Source organism: Klebsiella ornithinolytica, from assembly GCF_030505655.1.
GTDB lineage: Bacteria > Pseudomonadota > Gammaproteobacteria > Enterobacterales > Enterobacteriaceae > Klebsiella > Klebsiella ornithinolytica.
In genome coordinates, this window is the sequence record NZ_CP130153.1 from 5,409,736 (window position 1) to 5,431,199 (window position 21,464).

Sequence of the window (21,464 nt, forward strand, 5' to 3'; positions counted from 1 at the left end):
TGTCGCGTCGCCAGAGGGCGGCGCCACGATCAACCAGGAGGAATCGAAATGGATCGCATTATTCAATCCCCAGGCAAATATATTCAGGGTGCGAATGCTATCACCCGCCTTGGCAACTATCTCAAACCGCTGGCCGAACGCTGGCTCATTGTCGGCGACAAGTTTGTGCTGGGTTTTGCCGAAGAAAAGCTGCGTAAAAGCCTGACCGATGCGGGTCTGGCTGCTGAAATCGTGCCGTTTGGCGGTGAATGCTCGCATAATGAAATCAATCGCTTGCGTGAAATCGCCGGCGCTGCTCGCTGCAATGCCGTGCTGGGAATCGGCGGCGGAAAAACGCTGGATACCGCTAAAGCATTAGCCCACTTTATGAATCTTCCGGTAGTGATTGCCCCGACAATTGCCTCAACGGATGCCCCCTGCAGCGCCCTCTCCGTTATCTATACCGACGAAGGCGAGTTTGACAGCTATCTGATGCTGCCGCGCAACCCGAACATGGTGATTGTCGATACGCAAATTGTCGCCGGCGCTCCGCCGCGCCTGCTGGCAGCGGGCATCGGTGATGCGTTGGCCACCTGGTTTGAAGCCCGGGCCTGTTCACGCAGCGGCGCCACGACAATGGCCGGAGGCAAATGCACTCAGGCGGCGCTGGCGCTGGCTGAGCTGTGCTACAACACGCTGATTGAAGAAGGTGAAAAAGCGATGCTGGCGGCGGAGCAACATGTCGTCACGCCGGCGCTGGAGAAAGTTATCGAAGCCAACACCTATCTCAGCGGCGTTGGTTTCGAAAGCGGCGGGCTGGCGGCAGCGCATGCGATCCATAACGGCCTTACCGCCATTCCGGACGCGCATCACTACTATCACGGTGAAAAGGTCGCCTTCGGGACACTGACGCAGCTGGTTCTGGAAAATGCCCCGTTGGAAGAGATTGAAACCGTCGCCGCGCTGTGTCACAGCGTCGGGCTGCCTCTCACCCTGGCTCAGCTGGATATTAAGGGCGATATTCCCGGCAAAATGCGTACCGTCGCGGAAGCGGCCTGCGCAGAGGGAGAAACTATCCACAATATGCCCGGCGGCGCGACCGCTGATGAAGTCTACGCCGCGCTACTGGTCGCCGATCAGTACGGCCAGCGTTTTCTGGACGAGTGGGAATAAAACAACATGGCCCTCGATGAGGGCCATTTTTTATACCGCCGGACGCACGCCCAGCGTATGGCAGATGGCGTAGCTCATCTCAGCACGGTTCAGCGTGTAGAAGTGGAAATCCTTCACCCCTTCACGGCTTAAAATCTTCACCATGTCCATGGCGATATTCGCCCCCACCAGCTGACGAGTTTCCGCATCGTTATCCAGCCCTTCAAACATTTTAGACATCCATACGGGAATACGGACGTTAGTCATGTCGGCAAACTTTTTCGCCTGTTTGAAGTTAGAAACCGGCAGGATGCCTGGAATAATTTCGACATCGATATCGGCGGACACGCAGCGATCGCGAAAGCGCAGATAGCTTTCAACATCAAAGAAGAACTGGGTAATCGCGCGGTTAGCACCCGCATCGACTTTACGCTTCAGGTTCAGCAGATCTGCCTGCGCGCTTTTGGCTTCCGGGTGAACTTCAGGATAGGCCGCAACGGAGATATCAAAATCCCCGACCTCTTTCAGCAGCGTCACCAGATCTGCGGCATACATATCAGGCTTACCGCTACCCGGCGGCAGATCGCCGCGCAGGGCAACGATGTGGCGAATACCGTTGTTCCAGTAGTCTTCGGCGATCGTGCGCAGTTCATCGCGGCTGGCGTCAATACAGGTCAGATGCGGTGCCGCTTCCAGACCGGTACGCTCCTTAATCCCCTTTATGATGCTATGAGTACGGTCGCGCTCGCCGGAGTTGGCGCCATAGGTCACCGAGACAAACTTTGGCTTCAGGCTGCTTAAGCGATCGATGGATTTCCACAAGGTTTGCTCCATTTCACTGGTGCGCGGCGGAAAGAATTCAAAGGACACATTAATCTGGCCCTGCACTTCTGCCAGGCTCTGATTCAGGGCTTCCCGCTGATTGGCGTGAAAAAAGCTCATACCTTACCTCATCAATCGCATTTTATTGTTTGTTGTGTTGCGAACTTCTATACGTTTAGACGTCCAGATGTAAAAATGACGGAAAAGAGAGCAGGCGTCAATAGAAAAATCAGCGTAAAGAGTGAGGAATATTCAGTGAAGATGAGATTAATTCATACAACTCAACGCTAAGATAATGATTCCTCAATAAACGGCAGCAACCACGCGCGCAAAGCTTCATCTTCCGGTCGCGTCACTAATCCCAGCGACAAACGCAAGCGAGTCCCCTCCAGCGGATGAAATACCACCCCCTGACGCTGTATCGCGGCAAATGATGCCGGCAGCAAGATCATCCCTTCTCCGCGTGCGATACGTGCCAGCAGTACGTCATGCTCAGCGGGCTCCTCCACATACGCCGGCACGTAGCCAATACGCTCAAAAATGCGCCGGGTTGCGTCAAAAAAGGCCGGATTACGTTCGCGCCTGAACCAAAACAGCGGCCGATGATTCAGCTGTTCTAAGACCAGCCGGGAGATTGCGGATTCCGGCCATGACGCGGGTAGCGCCGCAATCAGCGGTTCATGATAGGGCAAAGGAGAAAGCGTTAACCCAGCGGCATCCAGCGGCAGCGCAATCAGCGCGGCGTCCAGCTTGCCTTTGCGCACCTGCTGAGCCAGGGCAGGCGAGGAGTGGCGAAGGAGGGAGAGCGCCCTGACCTGGCGACCCAACGCCGATTCCAGAGACGCAAAAATACCCTGTTCGAAGGCAGTCGTCAGCCCCAGACGTAAGGGCTGCTGCCGGTCATCGGACAGCTGCCCCAGCGCACTCAGCGTCGCCTCCTGCAGCGCCAGAAGCGGACGAATAAGCTCCAGCACCCGCTCACCCTCTGCGGTAAGAATCAGCCCTTTGGTATGGCGGACAAAAAGCGTCACGCCCAGCAACGTTTCCAGATGACGGATATGACGGCTCAGCGGCGGCTGCGAGATAAACAACCGCTGCGCCGCCCGGCTGATATTATTCTCTTCCGCCACCACGGCAAAATAGCGCAGCAGGCGAATATCAAGAGTCTGTAAGCGTAAACTTGTCATACCTGAAAGGTATCACGAAAAGGGTATTACTCAAGTCCGATCAACGCCTCTAACCTTCTTCCCAACCCATCATCATTATGAGGAAAGATCATGACATCCGAGCGTTATACCACCGGCCTGGACATGTTGCAGCGCGTTGACGGTAAAGGCGGCGATGCCGTCGTCAAAAGCCTGCAGGCCATCGCCCCGGACTTTGCCCGCTACCTGATTGAATTCCCGTTTGGCGATATTTACGCCCGCCCGGGGCTCGATTTACGCAGCCGTGAAATCGCCACCATTGCCGCCTTAACCGCGCTGGGCAATGCCGCACCGCAGCTAAAAGTGCATATTGCCGCCGGGTTACACGTCGGTTTGTCGCAGGAGGAGATTATCGAAGTCATCATGCAGATGGCGGTGTATGCCGGATTCCCGGCGGCCTTAAATGGCCTGTTCGCCGCCAAAGAGGTCTTTGCGGCGCATTGATACTCCGAGACCAGACGCCGGTCTGGTCTCGGGCAGAGGCAGGATTAGAGCAGCTGTGCCAGACGGTTAATATCCGACTGAATAGCGCCAGCGGTCACGTCGCGGCCGGCACCCGGGCCGCGGATAACCAGCGGGTTATCGCGGTACCAGCGGCTCTCGATGGCAAAGACGTTATCGCACGGCAGCAGCGCCGCCAGCGGATGCTCCTCGCGGACGGCTTCAACGCCAACCCGCGCTTTTCCGTTGGCATCAAAACGCGCCACGTAGCGCAGAACCAGCCCCAGTTCACGGGCGGCCTCCAGACGTTGCAGCATCTGTTCGTTCAGCTCTTCGCCATTCTCAAAGAAGTGATCCACAGAGCCCTCTTCACAGTGCGCAGGCACCAGCGATTCGACGCGCACCTGATCGGGCTCGATGTCATAACCGGCTTCGCGCGCAAGGATAACCAGCTTACGCATCACGTCTTTCCCCGCCAGGTCAACGCGCGGGTCCGGCTCCGTCAGCCCCTGCTGCCAGGCCTGATCGACCAGATCGGTAAACGGCACGGTGCCGTCAAACTGCAGGAACAGCCAGGAGAGCGTGCCGGAGAAAATACCGCTCAGCGCCAGAATAGTATCGCCGCTGTCAATCAGGTCGCGCACGGTATGGTTCACCGGCAGACCCGCGCCGACCGTAGCGTTGTACAGCCAGTGGCGGCCCGTTTTCTCGAACGCATCGTGAATCTGACGATATTTATCGCTGCTGCTGGCCCCGGCCAGCTTATTGGCGCTGATGACGTGGAAGCCGTGGCTGGCAAAATCAAGGTACTGATCGGCCAGCTGCTCGCTGGCGGTCACGTCCAGCACCACTAAATCATCATAGGGATGAGCGCGCATCCACAGGAACAGCGACTCTTCATCCTGCTCAACGGCTTCATCGTTAAAGAACGCTAACGCGCGGCTGGCATCCAGACCGTCGTAGTTAAGCAGGCTGCGGCGGCTGTCCACCACGCCGGCGAGGACAAACTCGAAGCCGGTGCGGGCTGAGAGCGTACTCTGTTCACGGGCAAACAGCTCCAGCCAGCGCGAACCGATGTTGCCTTTACCAAACAGGACCAGGCCAATACGTTTTTCTGCCCGGAACAGGGACTGATGCAGGCCCTGAATCAGGCTTTCCGTCGGGCCTGCGCGCAGCACCGCCACCAGGCTAATCCCCTCTTCAGACTGCCAGGTAAACTCGACCGGCTGTCCTTTCAACTGCTGCCAGAAACGGTGGCAATGCAGCGGGTTACGGCTGACGCCCGCCCCGACCATCGCCACCAGCGCCAGCTTCTGACGCAGACGCAGCTCGCCCGGCAGACCCGCTTCATCGAGCAGACGCAGCGCGCTGTCGGCCACTTCCGAGGTATAGCAGAACTGCAGCAGCTTACGATCGGCATGCACCCCCACCGCCAGCGGGCGCAGCTGGGCGCGTTTAAAGATAAGATCCAGCTCCTTGTGCGCCAGCTTGAAATCCTGACCGGCGGGCACCTGGAACTCAATCAGGCAGACATCATCATGGCTGGTGACAATTCGCGCGCCGGTGCCGGACGCCAGCACGCGCTCAATGCGCGTGGAGCCTTGCTCAGGCGTGTAGCTACAGCGCAGCTGCAGATCGATATCGCTACCGGAGACCGGTTGAAGGGTACGGGCGTGCAGGACCGGAGCCGCCAGGCGCGCCAGCTCGCTGGCTTCATCCAGGCGCAGCAGCGGCAGCAGGCACGCATCCTTCACTTTACGCGGATCCGCGCTGTAGACCCCGGCCACATCGCTCCAGATAGTGACGCGAGACGCCCCGGCCAGGGCACCAATTTGGGTCGCGGAATAGTCAGAACCATTACGCCCCAGCAGGACGGTTTCCCCGGCGCTGTTGCGCGAGATGAAGCCGGTCACCACCAGACGTTTGTTGGGATGTTGCGCCATCAGCTGTTGCAGCAGCGGATAAGACAGACCTTCATCCACCTGCGGCTGCGCAGCGCGTTCGGCGCGCAGGAAGCTACGTGCGTCAAGCCATGCCGCTTCCAGTCCCAGCTGGTTGAGCACCGCGGCCATCAGACGTGCAGACCACACTTCGCCATGGCCGACCACTTCAGCATAGACCGCATCGGTCACGCCGCTATCCAGCAAGCCGGCGAGACGCTCGAGGTCGTGAATAAACGACGCGATCAGCGTATCTGCCGCTTCTGCCGACAGCAGGCTGGCGATCAGCTCCATATGGTAACGGCGCAGCGACTGCTGTACCTGATGCGCAGAAAGGCGATCGGTCTGGCTGAGCTTCAGCCAGCTAATCAGCTGGTTGGTGGTGCTGCCAGCGGCGGAGACAACCATCATGTCACCGGCCTGCGAGTATTCCGTCATGATCCCCGCGACGCGCAGGTAACATTTCGCATCCGCTAAACTACTCCCACCAAATTTGTGCAGCTGACGACCCTTCGCCCCTGCCTGCGCATTCACACTCATGTTTATTCCTCGTTTGCTGCCCGGAAGCCATTTTCCAGGTCGGCAATTAAATCTTCACCATCTTCAATACCGGTCGAAATACGCAGAAGCGTTTCTGAAATCCCCGCCGCCGCGCGCGCCTCAGGCGCCATACCTGCATGGGTCATCGTCGCAGCGTGCGAAATCAGACTTTCTACGCCCCCCAGCGATTCGGCCAGCGTAAACAGCGATAATCCGCTCAGAAAACGACGCAGCGTCTGCTCATCGCCCTTCAGCTCAAAGCTTAACATCGCGCCAAAACCTTTTTGCTGACGGGCAGCAATCTCATGCCCCTGATTTTCCGGCAGAGATGGATGATACAGTTTTTTCACCAGCGGCTGGGTTTTCAGATAGTCGACAATCGCCAGCGCATTGCGCTGTGCGACTTCCATACGCGGAGAGAGCGTACGTAAACCACGCAGCAGCAGGTAGCTGTCAAATGCGCCGCCGGTTACGCCGATATTATTCGCCCACCATGCCAGTTCGGTGACAACAGCCGGATCTTTCGCAATCACCACCCCGGCGACCACGTCAGAATGCCCGTTCAGGTATTTTGTGCACGAATGCAGCACCAGATCGGCTCCCAGCGCCAGCGGATTTTGCAGCGCCGGGCTCAGGAAGGTGTTATCCACCACGCTCACCGCACCCGCTTCACGAGCCAGCGTGCAGATTTTCGCAATATCCACCACGCGCAGCAATGGATTACTTGGGCTTTCGACCAACACCAGCTTCGGTTTTTCAGACAATGCCGCACTCAGCGCCTGTTCATCGTTCTGATCGACAAACAGAACCCGATAGCAGCCGCGCTTCGCCAGGCTATCAAACAGACGATAGCTGCCGCCGTAGCAGTCGTGAGGGGCCACCAGCAGATCGCCGGGCTTCAGGAACACGGTCGTCACCAGCAGAATCGCCGACATACCGGTATTGGTCAGAACGGCGCCCGCTCCCCCTTCCAGCTCCGCCAGCGCGCGCTGCACCACATCGCGGGTAGGGTTACCGCGGCGGGAGTAGTCGTGGGCACGGGGTTCATTAAAGCCGGTAAAGTTGTAGGTACTGGAAAGGTGAATCGGCGGGACAACGCAACCGTATTGTTCGTCGTCATTTAAACCGCTACGCACTGCGATGGTGGCCTGTTTACGCGTCATGTTGGGCAGTTCCTGGGCTGAATCGGTGAAAAGTCAGGCACCAGAGTAATCATTGTCACAATAGACGTCAATACATCTGGACATCTAAACTTCTTTGCGTATAGATTGAGCAAATAGAGAATAGCCGTTAAAATTATATGCATTAGCGCATCTCTGCAGGGGCTTATCGGGTGTCAGAACGCCCCCTCTACGGTAAACTACGCGCAATTATGGCCCGGACCGTGGTTCTGGCCCTTAACTAATGACTAGAGGATTAAAGGTATCTCATGGCTGAATGGAGCGGCGAATATATCAGCCCATACGCTGAGCACGGTAAGAAGAGTGAGCAAGTAAAAAAAATTACGGTATCCATTCCTCTGAAGGTGTTGAAGATCCTCACCGATGAACGCACGCGTCGTCAGGTCAACAACCTGCGCCACGCCACCAATAGCGAACTGCTGTGTGAAGCGTTCCTGCATGCATTTACCGGTCAACCGTTACCCAACGATGAAGACCTGCGTAAAGAGCGCAGCGATGAGATCCCGGAAGCGGCGAAACAGATTATGCGCGAGATGGGTATCGATCCGGATACGTGGGAATACTGAGTCAATAAAAAAGGGCGGAAGTGACCTTCCGCCCTTTTTACGTCTCTGCCCATCCTGAATCTGCATGTCGGGCATAACGACAGAAACAAAAAAAGCCGCCCGTGGGCGGCTTTTTCTTCCGGCAACTTACTTGCTGGTGCCTGGAACGCTGAAGCGCTTGTTGAAGCGGTCAACGCGGCCACCGGTCGCAACATCACGCTGCTTGCCAGTGTAGAACGGGTGGCATTTACCGCACACGTCGAGGTTCAGGTCGTGACCTACGGTAGAACGGATTTTCATGACATTACCGCAAGAGCAAGAAGCAGTAATTTCTTCGTATTTCGGATGAATATCTTTTTTCATGGGAGAACCTCAGTTAAGGCCGCGTCGCTCTTCCAGCCCTAACGCCAGACACCACGCGATGTTAATAATTTCCCGGCGCAATTCCGCTAAGCGTAATCCCCGGGTAATAGATTCTGATGCTGCACGAAGCGCACCAAAGGCGGCGAATCATACAGAATTTGACCAGCATATGCAAACTGATCCGCGAGCCCTTATCACAATGTGTATACTAACCGGCCAGATTTCAAGTCAGGAAGATGACATGCCCGTCGCCCACGTTGCCCTGCCCGTCCCGCTGCCCCGTACCTTTGACTACCTGCTACCTGAGGGAATGCCGGTCAAAGCAGGCTGCCGCGTGCGCGTGCCGTTCGGTAAGCAAGAGCGTATTGGGATTGTGACCGCCGTCAGCGAACACAGCGAGCTGCCGCTGGATGAGCTCAAACCGGTCATCGCCACGCTGGATGCCGAACCGGTATTTTCTTCTGCCGTCTGGCGACTGCTGCTGTGGGCGGCCGACTACTATCATCATCCCATCGGCGATGTGCTGTTCCACGCCCTGCCGATCATGCTTCGCCAGGGGAAACCGGCCAGCGCAGCGCCGCAGTGGTACTGGTTCGCGACCGAGCAGGGCCAGGCTGTCGATATCAACAGCCTCAAACGCTCGCCAAAACAGCAGCAGGCTCTGGCCGCACTGCGTCAGGGAAGGATCTGGCGTCTCCAGGTTGCGGAGCTGGAGTTCAACGATGCGGCGTTGCAGGCCCTGCGCGGGAAAGGGCTTTGCGAGCTGGCAAGCGAAGCGCCCGCCCTCACCGACTGGCGAACCCACTTTGCTGTACCCGGCGAGCGGCTGCGCCTCAACACCGAGCAGGCCACGGCCGTCGGGGCGATTCACAGCGCATCGGATCGGTTTTCAACCTGGCTGCTGGCGGGGATTACCGGCTCCGGGAAAACGGAAGTTTACCTCAGCGTGCTGGAAAACGTGCTGGCGCAAGGCCGACAGGCGCTGGTGATGGTGCCGGAAATTGGCCTGACGCCGCAAACCATCGCCCGTTTCCGTCAGCGATTTAACGCCCCGGTTGAAGTCCTGCACTCCGGCCTTAACGACAGCGAACGTCTTTCCGCGTGGCTGAAGGCCAAAAATGGCGAAGCAGCTATCGTCATCGGCACGCGTTCCTCGCTGTTCACGCCATTTAAAAACCTGGGCGTGATCGTTATCGATGAAGAGCACGACAGCTCCTATAAGCAGCAGGAAGGCTGGCGCTATCACGCGCGCGATCTGGCGGTGTGGCGCGCTCATAGCGAGCAAATCCCGATTATTCTTGGCTCGGCAACCCCGGCGCTGGAGACGCTATACAATGTCCGCCAGGGGAAATATCGCCAGCTGAAGCTGACAAAGCGTGCGGGTAACGCTCGTCCGGCGCAGCAGCACGTGCTGGATCTGAAAGGACAGCAATTGCAGGCGGGACTCTCCCCGGCGCTGATTGCCCGCATGCGTCAGCATTTGCAGGCCGATAATCAGGTGATTCTGTTTTTGAACCGCCGCGGTTTCGCCCCGGCGCTGCTGTGCCATGACTGCGGCTGGATCGCAGAGTGTCCGCGCTGCGACAGCTACTACACCTTGCATCAGGCACAGCATCATTTACGCTGCCACCACTGCGACAGCCAGCGTCCGATCCCGCGCCAGTGCCCCTCCTGCGGCTCTACGCATCTGGTGCCGGTCGGACTGGGCACCGAACAGCTGGAGCAGGCGCTGGCGCCGCTGTTTCCCGGCGTGCCGGTCTCTCGCGTCGACCGGGATACCACCAGCCGTAAAGGCGCGCTCGAACAGCACCTCTCCGATATTCATCGCGGCGGCGCACGCATCCTGATCGGCACTCAAATGCTGGCCAAAGGTCATCATTTCCCGGATGTTACCCTGGTGTCGCTGCTGGATGTCGATGGTGCGCTGTTTTCCGCCGATTTCCGCTCGGCAGAACGCTTCGCTCAGCTCTATACCCAGGTCTCTGGCCGCGCAGGACGCGCGGGTAAACAGGGAGAGGTGATTTTGCAAACCCACCATCCGGAACATCCGCTGCTGCAAACGCTGTTATATAAAGGCTACGACGCCTTTGCCGAACAGGCGCTGGCCGAAAGGCAGACCATGCAGCTGCCGCCGTGGACCAGCCATGTCCTGATTCGTGCCGAAGACCATAACAATCAGCAGGCGCCGTTGTTCCTGCAGCAGTTGCGTAATTTACTGCAGGCCAGTCCGCTGGCCGATGACAAACTGTGGGTGCTGGGTCCGGTTCCGGCGCTGGCGCCCAAACGCGGGGGCCGCTGGCGCTGGCAAATTCTGCTCCAGCACCCTTCACGCGTTCGCTTGCAGCATATCGTCAGCGGTACGCTGGCCTTGATCAATACGCTGCCGGAAGCGCGCAAGGTAAAATGGGTCCTGGACGTCGATCCTATTGAAGGTTAAGCCTTCTCTTGCGAGACGGATCGAAAAAATTCAACAACCATCACGTTTTTCATGAAAATTCTGTAACTCTCTGCGTCGACTATCTGCTAAAAATGTTGCTGATGTCAGAACACAAGGGAAGTGTCTGCGCCAGTCAGCGAGGAGAAAACAGGTGAAGCCCAAAAAACAGGTGGTTGCCGCCACAATGAAAGACGTCGCCCTGAAGGCAAACGTTTCAACGGCAACCGTGTCCCGAGCGTTAATGAATCCGGATAAGGTTTCTCAGACTACCCGTAACCGGGTGGAGCAGGCGGCGCTGGAAGTCGGCTATTTGCCGCAGTCGCTCGGACGCAATATGAAACGTAACGAGTCGCGTACGATTCTGGTCATCGTACCGGATATTTGCGATCCCTTTTTCAGCGAGATTATCCGCGGCATTGAGATTACCGCGGCAGAACAGGGCTATCTGGTGCTGATCGGCGACTGCGCCCACCAGAACCGGCAGGAAAAGACTTTTATCGACCTGATCATTACCAAGCAGATCGACGGTATGTTGTTGCTAGGCTCCCGTCTGCCGTTTGACGCAGGCGTTGAAGAACAGCGCAATCTACCGCCGATGGTGATGGCGAATGAATTTGCGCCGGAGCTGGAGCTGCCCACGGTGCACATCGATAACCTCACCGCCGCATTTAATGCCGTGAATTATCTGCACGAACTGGGTCACCAGCGTATTGGCTGTATCGCCGGCCCGGAAGAGATGCCGCTCTGCCACTATCGCCTCCAGGGCTATGTGCAGGCGTTGCGTCGTAGCGGGATCACCATCGATCCGCACTATATCGCTCGCGGTAACTTTACCTATGAAGCCGGGGCCAGCGCGCTGGAACAGCTTCTGGCGCTGCCGGTGCCGCCGACCGCGGTCTTCTGCCATAGCGATATCATGGCGCTGGGGGCGCTGTCGCTGGCAAAACGCCGGGGACTGAAGGTACCTGACGATCTGTCTATTGTCGGTTTCGATAATATCTCTTTATCCGAATTTTGCGATCCGCCATTGACGACCGTTGCGCAACCGCGCTTTGATATTGGCCGCGAAGCAATGCTCCTGTTACTGGATCAGCTACATGGTCACAATGTGAACAGCGGTTCACGATTGCTGGACTGCGAACTGATCGTTCGCGGCAGTACACGCAAAATCAGAGCATAACCATCAGGTTTTCGGGCCTGCTCTTCTGGTCAAAGGCCCGCCGCTTAAGTAACATGGCGGACTGACGAACGAATAAAACAGCGAAACGATAGTGGCACAACGAGATTATGTACGCCGCAGCCAACCGGCTCCTTCGCGGCGCAAAAAGGGTAATACCCGAAGCTCAAGGAATAAACAGAGCAGCCTTCCGGCGGTTTCACCGACTATGGTTGCGATCGCGGCGGCAGTGCTGGTGGCCTTTATCGGTGGGCTGTACTTCATCACGCACCATAAAAAAGAAGAAGCGGAAGCGCTGCAAAACCGTCAGGTGGCAGGTAATGGCCTCCCGCCGAAACCGGAAGAGCGCTGGCGCTATATCAAAGAGCTGGAAAGTCGCCAGCCTGGCGTACGTGCGCCTACTGAACCGACGGCCGGCGGGGAAGTCATGAAGCCCGAGCAGTTGACCAATGAACAGCGCCAGCTGCTGGCACAAATGCAGGCGGATATGCGCCAGCAGCCGACCCAGCTGACCGAGGTGCCGTGGAACGAACAAACCCCGGCTCAGCGCCAGCAAACGCTGCAGCGCCAGCGTCTGGCGCAGCAGCAGGTACAACAACAGCAGCAGGCTCAGCAACAATGGGCGCAAACCCAGCAGCAGGCGCCGGTGCAACAACAGCCGCGCGCGCAGCAGCGCGTTGCAGAGCAGCCGTACCAGCAGCCAAAGCCGGTACAACAGCCGAAACAAACCGCCTCGACGCAACAGCCGTATCAGGATCTGCTGCAGACGCCTGCGCATACCGCCGCACAGCCTAAAGCCCAGGCAGCTGCGCCGGTTGCTCGCGTTGAAGAGGCGCCGAAAGCAGCGGCGGAGAAGAAAGACGATCGTAGCTGGATGATTCAGTGCGGCTCCTTTAAAGGCGCAGAACAGGCGGAAACCGTTCGGGCGCAGCTGGCGTTTGAAGGGTTCTCCTCGCGCATTACCACCAACAATGGCTGGAATCGCGTGGTCATTGGGCCACTGAAGGGCAAGGAGAGCGCAAACGATATGATCACTCGCCTGAAGATGGCCGGACACGCAAACTGCATTCGTCTCGCCGCCAGGGGTTGAAACCCTAAAAATCCCCCCCATCTATAATTGCATTCTGCCCCGCGTGAAGCGCGGGGCCCCTATTCCGCTTTTGTAACCAAGGGGTCTGCTCGTGACAACAATAGTTAGTGTTCGCCGTAACGGCCATGTGGTTATTGCCGGTGATGGCCAGGCCACGCTTGGCAATACCGTCATGAAAGGTAACGTGAAAAAAGTGCGTCGTCTCTACAACGACAAAGTGATCGCGGGCTTCGCCGGCGGCACCGCCGACGCCTTCACGCTATTTGAACTGTTTGAACGTAAACTGGAAATGCATCAGGGGCACCTGGTCAAAGCCGCCGTGGAACTGGCGAAAGACTGGCGTACCGATCGTATGCTGCGCAAACTGGAAGCTCTGCTGGCCGTGGCGGATGAAAACGCTTCGCTGATCATCACCGGTAACGGTGACGTGGTGCAGCCAGAAAACGACCTGATTGCTATCGGCTCCGGTGGTCCCTACGCTCAGGCCGCTGCCCGCGCTCTGCTGGAAAATACCGATATGAGCGCACGCGATATCGCAGAGAAGGCGTTGAATATTGCAGGTGATATCTGCATTTATACCAACCATTTCCACACCATCGAAGAATTAGCCTCTAAAGCGTAAGGATCTCCCATGTCTGAAATGACCCCACGCGAAATTGTCAGCGAACTCGACAAACATATTATCGGCCAGGACGCGGCGAAGCGTTCTGTCGCTATCGCGCTGCGTAACCGCTGGCGCCGTATGCAGCTGAACGAAGAGCTGCGTCACGAAGTCACGCCGAAAAACATTCTGATGATCGGTCCGACCGGTGTGGGTAAAACGGAAATTGCCCGTCGTCTGGCGAAACTGGCCAACGCGCCGTTCATCAAAGTTGAAGCCACAAAATTCACCGAAGTGGGCTATGTCGGGAAAGAAGTGGATTCGATTATCCGCGACCTGACCGATGCGGCGATCAAAATGGTCCGCATGCAGTCGATCGATAAAAACCGCTATCGCGCGGAAGAGCTGGCGGAAGAGCGCATTCTTGATGTGCTGATCCCGCCGGCAAAAAACAACTGGGGCCAGGCGGAACAGCCTCAGGAACCGTCTGCCGCCCGTCAGGCATTCCGCAAAAAACTGCGCGAAGGTCAGCTCGACGATAAAGAAATCGAGATCGATCTTGCCGCTGCACCGATGGGTGTGGAAATCATGTCCCCTCCGGGCATGGAAGAGATGACCAGCCAGCTGCAGTCGATGTTCCAGAATCTGGGCGGCCAGAAGCAAAAACCGCGCAAGCTGAAAATCAAAGACGCAATGAAGCTGCTGATTGAAGAAGAAGCGGCGAAGCTGGTCAACCCGGAAGAGCTCAAACAGGATGCCATCGACGCCGTAGAACAACACGGTATCGTATTTATCGATGAGATCGACAAAATCTGTAAGCGCGGCGGCAACAGCTCCGGCCCGGATGTCTCTCGCGAAGGCGTGCAGCGCGACCTGCTGCCGTTGGTCGAAGGCTGCACGGTGTCGACCAAACACGGCATGGTGAAAACTGACCACATTCTGTTTATCGCCTCTGGCGCATTCCAGGTGGCCAGTCCGTCTGACCTGATCCCTGAACTACAGGGTCGTCTGCCGATTCGCGTCGAGCTGAAAGCGCTGACGACGGAAGATTTCGAGCGCATCCTGACCGAGCCGAACGCCTCCATCACCGTTCAGTATAAAGCGTTGATGGCGACCGAAGGCGTCAACATCGAGTTTACGGAAGACGGCATCAAGCGCATTGCGCAGGCGGCATGGCAGGTTAACGAAACCACCGAAAACATCGGCGCTCGTCGTCTGCACACCGTGCTGGAGCGTTTGATTGAAGACATCTCCTTTGACGCCAGCGAAATGGGTGGTCAGAGCATCATTATTGATGCCGAGTATGTTGGTAAGCATCTGGATGTGCTGGTGGCGGATGAAGATCTGAGCCGTTTTATCCTATAATCCGGTTCAATGTATTTTCATCACAATCGATGGGGCTATATATAGCCCCATTTTTTTGGCCAGGAATTATGACTGAACAACCGATAAACCGAACCCAGGCCTGGCTGGAAAGCCTGCGGCCAAAAACGCTACCGCTGGCCTTTTCCGCCATTGTTGTCGGTACGACGCTCGCGTGGCATCAGGGGTACTTCGATCCCTGGGTGGCGCTGCTGGCGCTGATCACCGCCGGCCTGCTGCAAATCTTATCCAACCTGGCGAACGATTATGGCGATGCCGTTAAGGGCAGCGATAAACCCGACCGTATCGGGCCGCTACGCGGCATGCAAAAAGGGGCCATTACCCAGCCGCAGATGAAACGCGCGCTGATCGTTACCGTGGTGCTGATTTGCCTCTCCGGGCTGGCGCTGTTGTTCTGCGCCTGGCAGACGATGGCCGATTTTATTGGTTTCATGGTGCTGGGGAGCTTAGCGATTATCGCCGCGATCACCTACACCGTCGGCACCCGGCCCTATGGCTACATCGGCCTTGGCGATATCTCGGTGCTGGTCTTCTTTGGCTGGCTTAGCGTCGCAGGGAGCTGGTATCTCCAGGCCCACACGATTGAAGCAACCATTTTCCTCCCCGCTACCGCCTGTGGTCTGTTAGCCGCCGCGGTGCTGAATATCAATAATCTGCGCGATATCGACAGCGACAGAGAGAACGGCAAAAACACGCTGGCAGTACGTCTGGGGCCGCTCAACGCTCGCCGCTATCACGCTTGCCTGCTCATCGGTGCGCCGCTGTGCCTGGCGCTGTTTACCCTGATTTCTCTGCATAGCCCATGGGGTTGGCTGTTCCTGCTCGCCACGCCGCTGCTGGTGAAGCAGGCGCGATTTGTGATGCGCGAGCGCGAGCCGGTGGCGATGCGCCCGATGCTGGAACGCACGGTGAAAGCAGCGCTGCTGACCAACCTGCTGTTTGTCATTGGGATTATTTGCAGCAAGCTGGTGGGTTAACTGACAAATATCAATTAACAATTGATGATTTTGCCAACAATACGATTCGCGAGATATACTAAAATCTCTCGCAGCAACTGAACGTTAAGCCTATGAAATACGATACTTCCGAGCTTTGTGACATCTACCAGGAGGATGTCAACGTAGTGGAACCTCTGTTCTCCAACTTTGGGGGGCGGTCGTCGTTTGGTGGACAAATCATCACGGTGAAATGTTTCGAGGATAACGGGTTGCTATACGATATGCTCGAACAGAACGGCCGTGGTCACATCTTGCTGATCGATGGCGGGGGTTCCGTCCGACGTGCGTTGATTGACGCTGACCTGGCGCGTCTTGCCGTACAAAATGAGTGGGAAGGGATTGTCGTCTATGGCGCGGTGCGTCAGGTTGACGACCTTGAAGATCTGGATATTGGCATCCAGGCGCTGGCCGCCATTCCCGTGGGGGCTGCTGGCGAAGGTATCGGCGAAAGCGACGTACGCGTCAATTTCGGCGGCGTGACCTTCTTCTCCGGTGACCATCTGTATGCCGATAATACCGGGATCATCCTGTCCGAGGATGCACTGGATATCGAATAGCCTGCCCACTAATTAAAAAGGCCTTCTCTCTGAGAAGGCCTTTTCGTTTGTTTCACGCCAGAATTAGTACAGTTTCTTCGCGCAATCCAGCCAGTCATTTTTGAACGGACGCTTCATGTTCTCGATAGCGTCGATGATGTCGTGGTGCACCAGCTTCTCGTTCTGAATACCGACGCAGCGGCCACCGAATCCCTGCTGCAGCAGTTCAATCGCGTAGGCGCCCATGCGGGATGCCAGAATACGGTCATAAGGAACCGGGGAACCGCCGCGCTGAATGTGGCCCAGAACGGTCGCCCGGGTTTCACGGCCGGTTTCTTTCTCAATGTAGTGCGCCAGCTCGTCCACGTCGCACATATGTTCGGTAATGGCCACGATGGCGTGTTTCTTACCTTTGGCGATGCCGGCTTTGATTTCAGCGACCAGATCGTCACGCGTGTATTCCACTTCCGGCACCATGATGAACTCACACCCGCCGGCAATCGCCGCAGCCAGAGTCAGATCGCCGCAGTAACGCCCCATCACTTCAACAACCGAAATACGCTGGTGGGAAGAAGAGGTATCGCGCAGGCGGTCAATGGCTTCCACTACGGTGCTCAGCGCGGTAAAGAAACCGATAGTGTAGTCAGTGCCTTTGATATCGTTATCGATGGTGCCTGGCAGGCCGATGCACGGGAAGCCCATTTCAGTCAGACGCATCGCCCCCATGTAAGAACCATCACCGCCGATAACGACCAGCGCATCCAGGCCACGCTTTTTCATGTTCTCGAGCGCAACGGCACGAATATGTTCTTCGCGGAACTCGGGGAAGCGTGCTGACCCGAGGAAAGTGCCACCACGGTTGATCATGTCGGAAACACTGTAGCGGTCGAGCTGAACCATGCGATCTTCATACAGGCCGAGGTAACCGTCATAGATTCCAAAAACTTCCAGACCTTCCGTTAATGCTGCGCGCACAACGCCGCGAATTGCTGCGTTCATGCCCGGAGCATCACCGCCACTTGTCAATACACCGATTTTCTTAATCATGACTACCTCTGAACTTAGGAAGCAAAAAATAATCCTGTTGCCTGAAGCGCTCCTTCACCAGGAGTGCACGACGATAATTGCAATAGTATATCAAACGCTTCTGGCTGAATTGATTCAGGTCAGACCAAATGGCGGTAATTTATACAAAAAATGCCGATCTGCCCCACACTTTTACATCGAGTTTACAGACTATAACCCAAAGCTCAAAAAACGCCCTGCCGCGCCAGCGGCACCACAGAACAGGGATCCTGATGGATAATGACATCAGAACCCGGGAAACGGTGCAGAATTGCCTGCTCCACCTGATCGGCAATCACGTGTGCCTGAACCAGCGGGAGGTTATCTTCCATTTCCAAATGTATTTGAATAAAGCGAGTCGGCCCTGACTGCCGCGTCCGTAGATCGTGTGCCCCACTGACGCCTGGCCATTCGGTCACGATATTGATAATTTCCTGACGTTCCTCGTCAGGAAGCGCGCGGTCTAACAACGACTGAATGGCGTCATAACCCATACGCAGAGCGCTATATAAAATATAGATGCCAATCCCGAGAGCAAACAGCGCGTCGGCACGATGCCAACCATACCAGGAGAGGCCCAGCGCCACCAGAATTGCGCCGTTCATCATAACATCAGACTGATAATGAAGCATATCTGCTCGCACCGCCTGACTTTGCGTTTTTCTGACCACCCAACGCTGGAACGTTACCAGCACCAGCGTGCTGACCAGCGCGATCAGCGTCACGGCAATACCGACACCCGCCGCCTGCATCGGTTCCGGACGCGCCAGGTGCTGAATACCGGTCAAAAACAGAAACAGAGCCGACCCGGAGATAAACATACTTTGTGCCAGCGCGGCCAGCGATTCTGCCTTACCGTGACCAAAAGTATGTTCCTCATCTGCCGGCTGGAGCGAATAGCGCACGACCAGCAGATTCGTTAACGAGGCGGCAATATCCACCAGCGAGTCCACAAGCGCAGCCAGAATACTCACAGACCCGGTGTACCACCACGCAAAAATCTTGATCAAAAGTAACGCGGACGCCATCACCGTCGCCGCAATAGCCGCACGGCTCACCAGCCGCCCATAAGATTGATTCATACATGCTCCTCTTCGGCGATGCGCTTAGTATAACCTGAACTGTTGTCGCAACGAGGAGCAAGGCGGGAGTCGTTTCGCCGAATGACAGGCAAAAAAAAACCCCCACATCATGTGGGGGAAGACAGGGATGGTGTCTATGGCAAGGAAAACAGGGTCTACTACTGGGGTTGCACGGTATTGCTACTACTCGACAGCATGGTTGCTGAACCTTTTTGCATCCTTGCAACCTCGCGCAACTGATCCATTCGTTGCTGGTGTTTCGCATTAAGAACCGCTTGCTGCTCCGGCGTTAACAGGTGGTACATCTGGTTGCGAACCTTCGCCATTTCAATCTGGCGAGTAACCTGTTCCTGCGCCATTTTATTAGCCTGAGCGCGCACAGCGTTTTCATCAAAATTTTCTGCGGTGACAAGACGATGCATTGTCTCCATTTCGCTAACATTAATGGGTTGCCTGTCATGGCGTGCCCGTTGCATAAGATCTCGTAACTGCTGGCGTTGCTGTTCGGTTAAACTTATGCCGTCAAACATATGACTCTGGCTGGTGCGCTGCGCCCCGTCATCTCCGGGGAGCCAGTTAACGCTGGTAACGACTTCAGCGGCTTGGCTATATGCACTTAGCGCCAGCGTTGAGGCCATGACGGCAGCAATAACATTGCGCATCACATACTCCCAATACGTTTGTGTCTGTGTAGCGATTCAACGAGATACAGTCTACGATTCGGGCTGCAAACATGCGTCAGGGGGTGTAAAACAACGTAAAGTCATGGATTAGCGAGCCTTGATGACGTAATTTCTGCCTCGGAGGTATTTAAACAATGAATAAAATCCTGTTAGTTGATGATGACCGGGAGCTCACCTCCCTGTTAAAAGAGCTGCTCGATATGGAAGGATTTAACGTGCTCGTGGCCCATGACGGGGAACAGGCGCTGGCCCTTCTGGACGACAGCATCGATTTACTTTTGCTTGATGTGATGATGCCGAAGAAAAACGGTATCGATACGCTTAAAGAGTTACGTCAGACACACCAGACCCCGGTTATCATGCTAACTGCCCGCGGCAGCGAGCTGGATCGCGTTCTCGGCCTCGAGCTGGGCGCGGATGATTACTTGCCTAAGCCCTTCAACGATCGTGAGCTGGTGGCGCGTATACGCGCGATTCTGCGCCGTTCTCACTGGAGTGAGCAGCAGCAAACTACCGAAGTCGGTTCCCCGACGCTGGAAGTTGACGCCTTGAGCCTCAACCCCGGCCGCCAGGAAGCCAATTTCGATGGTCAGACCCTGGAACTGACCGGCACGGAGTTCACCCTGCTCTACCTGCTGGCACAGCATCTTGGCCAGGTTGTTTCTCGTGAACATCTGAGCCAGGAAGTATTGGGAAAACGCCTGACGCCGTTCGATCGCGCCATCGACATGCATATTTCCAATCTGCGTCGTAAGCTGCCGGAACGCAAAGACGGCCATCCGTGGTTTAAAACCCTGCGCGGACGCGGCTACCTGATGGTTTCGGCTTCATGATAGGAAGTTTAACCGCACGCATCTTCGCTATTTTCTGGCTCACGCTGGCGCTGGTGTTGATGCTGGTTCTGATGTTGCCCAAGCTGGACTCGCGCCAGATGACCGAACTGCTGGAGAGCGAACAGCGTCAGGGCACCATGATTGAACAGCACGTCGAGGCCGAACTGGCGACCGATCCCCCCAATGACCTGATGTGGTGGCGTCGGCTGTTTCGCGCTATCGATAAGTGGGCTCCGCCGGGACAGCGTTTATTGCTGGTCACCAGCGAAGGCCGCGTGATCGGTGCAGAACGCAACGAAATGCAGATCATTCGTAACTTTATCGGCCAGGCCGATAATGCCGATCATCCGCAGAAAAAACGCTACGGCCGTCTGGAAATGGTCGGGCCGTTTTCCGTCAGGGATGGGGAAGATAATTACCAGCTCTATCTGATCCGCCCTGCCAGCACATCCCAGTCAGACTTTATCAACCTGCTGTTCGACCGCCCGCTGCTCCTGCTTATCGTCACGATGCTGGTCAGTTCGCCGCTGCTGCTGTGGCTGGCCTGGAGTCTGGCCAAACCGGCCCGCAAGTTGAAAAACGCCGCCGATGAGGTCGCCCAGGGCAACCTGCGTCAACATCCGGAACTGGAAGCCGGCCCGCAGGAGTTTTTAGCCGCCGGGGCCAGTTTTAACCAGATGGTCACGGCGCTGGAACGCATGATGACCGGTCAGCAGCGCCTGCTGTCCGATATTTCCCACGAGCTGCGTACGCCGCTCACGCGCCTGCAGCTGGGTACGGCCTTACTGCGCCGTCGCAGCGGCGAGAGCAAAGAGCTTGAACGTATTGAGACCGAAGCCCACCGGCTGGACAGCATGATTAACGACCTGCTGGTGATGTCGCGCAATCAGGCGAATAACGCGCTGGTCAGTGAAACGGTGAAGGCCAATCAGCTGTGGGGCGAAGTGCTGGATAACGCGGCGTTTGAAGCCGAGCAGGTTGGAAAATCCTTCACCGTCGAGTATCCGCCGGGTCCCTGGCCGCTGTACGGCAATCCTAATGCGCTGGAAAGCGCGCTGGAAAATATCGTCCGTAACGCGCTGCGCTACTCGCACACCAAAATTTCGGTCAGTTTTTCGGTGGATAAAGACGGCATCACGGTCAACGTCGATGATGATGGTCCGGGCGTCAGTCCGGAGGATCGCGAGCAGATTTTCCGTCCGTTCTACCGTACCGACGAGGCACGCGATCGCGAGTCCGGCGGCACCGGTCTGGGGCTGGCGATTGTCGAGGCGGCGATTCAGCAGCATCGCGGCTGGGTCAAAGCCGATGACAGCCCGTTAGGCGGTTTGCGGCTGACCATCTGGCTGCCGCTGTATAAGCGCACCTGATCGCTCTTCTCCGGCTTACGCTGCGCTTAGCCGGGCTACCA

General features: G+C 56.7%; 20 protein-coding genes. 12 read left to right on the forward strand and 8 right to left on the reverse strand.

The features are described from left to right. The first annotated feature begins 48 nt into the window (after positions 1-48). Entirely contained in the window at positions 49-1,152 is a 1,104-nt protein-coding gene (gene gldA / locus Q1L34_RS25575) for a bifunctional L-1,2-propanediol dehydrogenase/glycerol dehydrogenase (protein ID WP_015585427.1), read from the forward strand. A 30-nt stretch (positions 1,153-1,182) separates the two neighbouring features. Here gldA and metF read toward each other — a convergent pair whose 3' ends face one another. Together metF and Q1L34_RS25585 are read right to left on the reverse strand one after the other, a co-directional pair. Next, positions 1,183-2,073 (reverse strand): methylenetetrahydrofolate reductase, encoded by an 891-nt coding sequence (metF, locus tag Q1L34_RS25580; RefSeq protein WP_327204318.1) that lies wholly within the window; start codon positions 2,071-2,073, stop codon positions 1,183-1,185. A gap of 167 nt (positions 2,074-2,240) precedes the next feature. After that, positions 2,241-3,140, reverse strand: a complete 900-nt coding sequence (locus Q1L34_RS25585; protein WP_004869414.1) for a LysR family transcriptional regulator — start codon at positions 3,138-3,140, stop codon at positions 2,241-2,243. Positions 3,141-3,230: 90 nt separating this feature from the next. Here Q1L34_RS25585 and Q1L34_RS25590 point away from each other — a divergent pair, with 90 nt between their 5' ends. Beyond that, positions 3,231-3,602, forward strand: coding sequence for a carboxymuconolactone decarboxylase family protein (locus Q1L34_RS25590; protein ID WP_004869411.1), 372 nt, complete (start codon positions 3,231-3,233; stop codon positions 3,600-3,602). Between the two features lie 44 nt (positions 3,603-3,646). On the opposite strand, the gene Q1L34_RS25595 is transcribed toward Q1L34_RS25590, so the two are convergent. Together Q1L34_RS25595 and metB are read right to left on the reverse strand one after the other, a co-directional pair. After that, positions 3,647-6,079, reverse strand: coding sequence for a bifunctional aspartate kinase/homoserine dehydrogenase II (locus Q1L34_RS25595; protein ID WP_004869409.1), 2,433 nt, complete (start codon positions 6,077-6,079; stop codon positions 3,647-3,649). Positions 6,080-6,081: 2 nt separating this feature from the next. Beyond that, positions 6,082-7,242, reverse strand: coding sequence for a cystathionine gamma-synthase (metB, locus tag Q1L34_RS25600; RefSeq protein WP_004869407.1), 1,161 nt, complete (start codon positions 7,240-7,242; stop codon positions 6,082-6,084). Positions 7,243-7,508: 266 nt separating this feature from the next. On the opposite strand from metB, the gene metJ reads away from it, so the two are divergent. Beyond that, on the forward strand, positions 7,509-7,826 hold the full coding sequence (gene metJ, locus Q1L34_RS25605; protein WP_004869405.1) for a met regulon transcriptional regulator MetJ: 318 nt from the start codon (positions 7,509-7,511) through the stop codon (positions 7,824-7,826). A 126-nt stretch (positions 7,827-7,952) separates the two neighbouring features. Here the strand turns inward: metJ and rpmE are convergent, their stop codons facing one another. Beyond that, positions 7,953-8,168 carry a 50S ribosomal protein L31 gene (rpmE, locus tag Q1L34_RS25610; RefSeq protein ID WP_004869403.1) on the reverse strand — a complete coding sequence of 72 codons (216 nt, stop codon included), beginning with the start codon at positions 8,166-8,168 and terminating at the stop codon, positions 7,953-7,955. A gap of 241 nt (positions 8,169-8,409) precedes the next feature. Between rpmE and priA the strand changes: the two genes are divergently transcribed. The 7 genes from priA (at position 8,410) to rraA (ending at position 16,411) form a co-directional block, all read left to right on the forward strand. After that, positions 8,410-10,605 carry a primosomal protein N' gene (gene priA / locus Q1L34_RS25615; RefSeq protein ID WP_327204319.1) on the forward strand — a complete coding sequence of 732 codons (2,196 nt, stop codon included), beginning with the start codon at positions 8,410-8,412 and terminating at the stop codon, positions 10,603-10,605. A 151-nt stretch (positions 10,606-10,756) separates the two neighbouring features. After that, a complete protein-coding gene (gene cytR / locus Q1L34_RS25620) occupies positions 10,757-11,785 on the forward strand; it encodes a DNA-binding transcriptional regulator CytR (protein ID WP_004869399.1) in 1,029 nt (342 codons plus the stop codon). Positions 11,786-11,876: 91 nt separating this feature from the next. Next, complete coding sequence (gene ftsN, locus Q1L34_RS25625; RefSeq protein WP_071887201.1) at positions 11,877-12,872, forward strand: cell division protein FtsN; 996 nt, start codon at positions 11,877-11,879, stop codon at positions 12,870-12,872. Positions 12,873-12,963: 91 nt separating this feature from the next. Then, on the forward strand, positions 12,964-13,494 hold the full coding sequence (hslV, locus tag Q1L34_RS25630; RefSeq protein WP_004869393.1) for an ATP-dependent protease subunit HslV: 531 nt from the start codon (positions 12,964-12,966) through the stop codon (positions 13,492-13,494). Between the two features lie 9 nt (positions 13,495-13,503). Continuing rightward, a complete protein-coding gene (gene hslU, locus Q1L34_RS25635) occupies positions 13,504-14,838 on the forward strand; it encodes an ATP-dependent protease ATPase subunit HslU (protein ID WP_004869389.1) in 1,335 nt (444 codons plus the stop codon). Positions 14,839-14,906: 68 nt separating this feature from the next. Beyond that, on the forward strand, positions 14,907-15,833 hold the full coding sequence (gene menA / locus Q1L34_RS25640; protein ID WP_004869386.1) for a 1,4-dihydroxy-2-naphthoate polyprenyltransferase: 927 nt from the start codon (positions 14,907-14,909) through the stop codon (positions 15,831-15,833). 92 nt (positions 15,834-15,925) lie between these two features. After that, on the forward strand, positions 15,926-16,411 hold the full coding sequence (gene rraA, locus Q1L34_RS25645; RefSeq protein ID WP_004869382.1) for a ribonuclease E activity regulator RraA: 486 nt from the start codon (positions 15,926-15,928) through the stop codon (positions 16,409-16,411). 63 nt (positions 16,412-16,474) lie between these two features. Here rraA and pfkA read toward each other — a convergent pair whose 3' ends face one another. The 3 genes from pfkA to cpxP all read right to left on the reverse strand — a co-directional run bounded on the left by pfkA (position 16,475) and on the right by cpxP (position 19,199). Next, positions 16,475-17,437 (reverse strand): 6-phosphofructokinase, encoded by a 963-nt coding sequence (gene pfkA, locus Q1L34_RS25650; RefSeq protein ID WP_004869378.1) that lies wholly within the window; start codon positions 17,435-17,437, stop codon positions 16,475-16,477. Positions 17,438-17,640: 203 nt separating this feature from the next. After that, a complete protein-coding gene (gene fieF / locus Q1L34_RS25655) occupies positions 17,641-18,537 on the reverse strand; it encodes a CDF family cation-efflux transporter FieF (protein WP_004869375.1) in 897 nt (298 codons plus the stop codon). Positions 18,538-18,695: 158 nt separating this feature from the next. After that, the gene (gene cpxP / locus Q1L34_RS25660; protein WP_004869373.1) at positions 18,696-19,199 is read right to left on the reverse strand and encodes a cell-envelope stress modulator CpxP; all 504 of its coding nucleotides are present in this window, start codon (positions 19,197-19,199) and stop codon (positions 18,696-18,698) included. 155 nt (positions 19,200-19,354) lie between these two features. On the opposite strand from cpxP, the gene cpxR reads away from it, so the two are divergent. Together cpxR and cpxA are read left to right on the forward strand one after the other, a co-directional pair. After that, positions 19,355-20,053 carry an envelope stress response regulator transcription factor CpxR gene (gene cpxR, locus Q1L34_RS25665; protein WP_004869370.1) on the forward strand — a complete coding sequence of 233 codons (699 nt, stop codon included), beginning with the start codon at positions 19,355-19,357 and terminating at the stop codon, positions 20,051-20,053. Continuing rightward, a complete protein-coding gene (gene cpxA, locus Q1L34_RS25670) occupies positions 20,050-21,423 on the forward strand; it encodes an envelope stress sensor histidine kinase CpxA (RefSeq protein ID WP_004869367.1) in 1,374 nt (457 codons plus the stop codon). Before cpxR ends, cpxA begins: the two co-directional genes overlap by 4 nt. Positions 21,424-21,464: the final 41 nt, after the last annotated feature.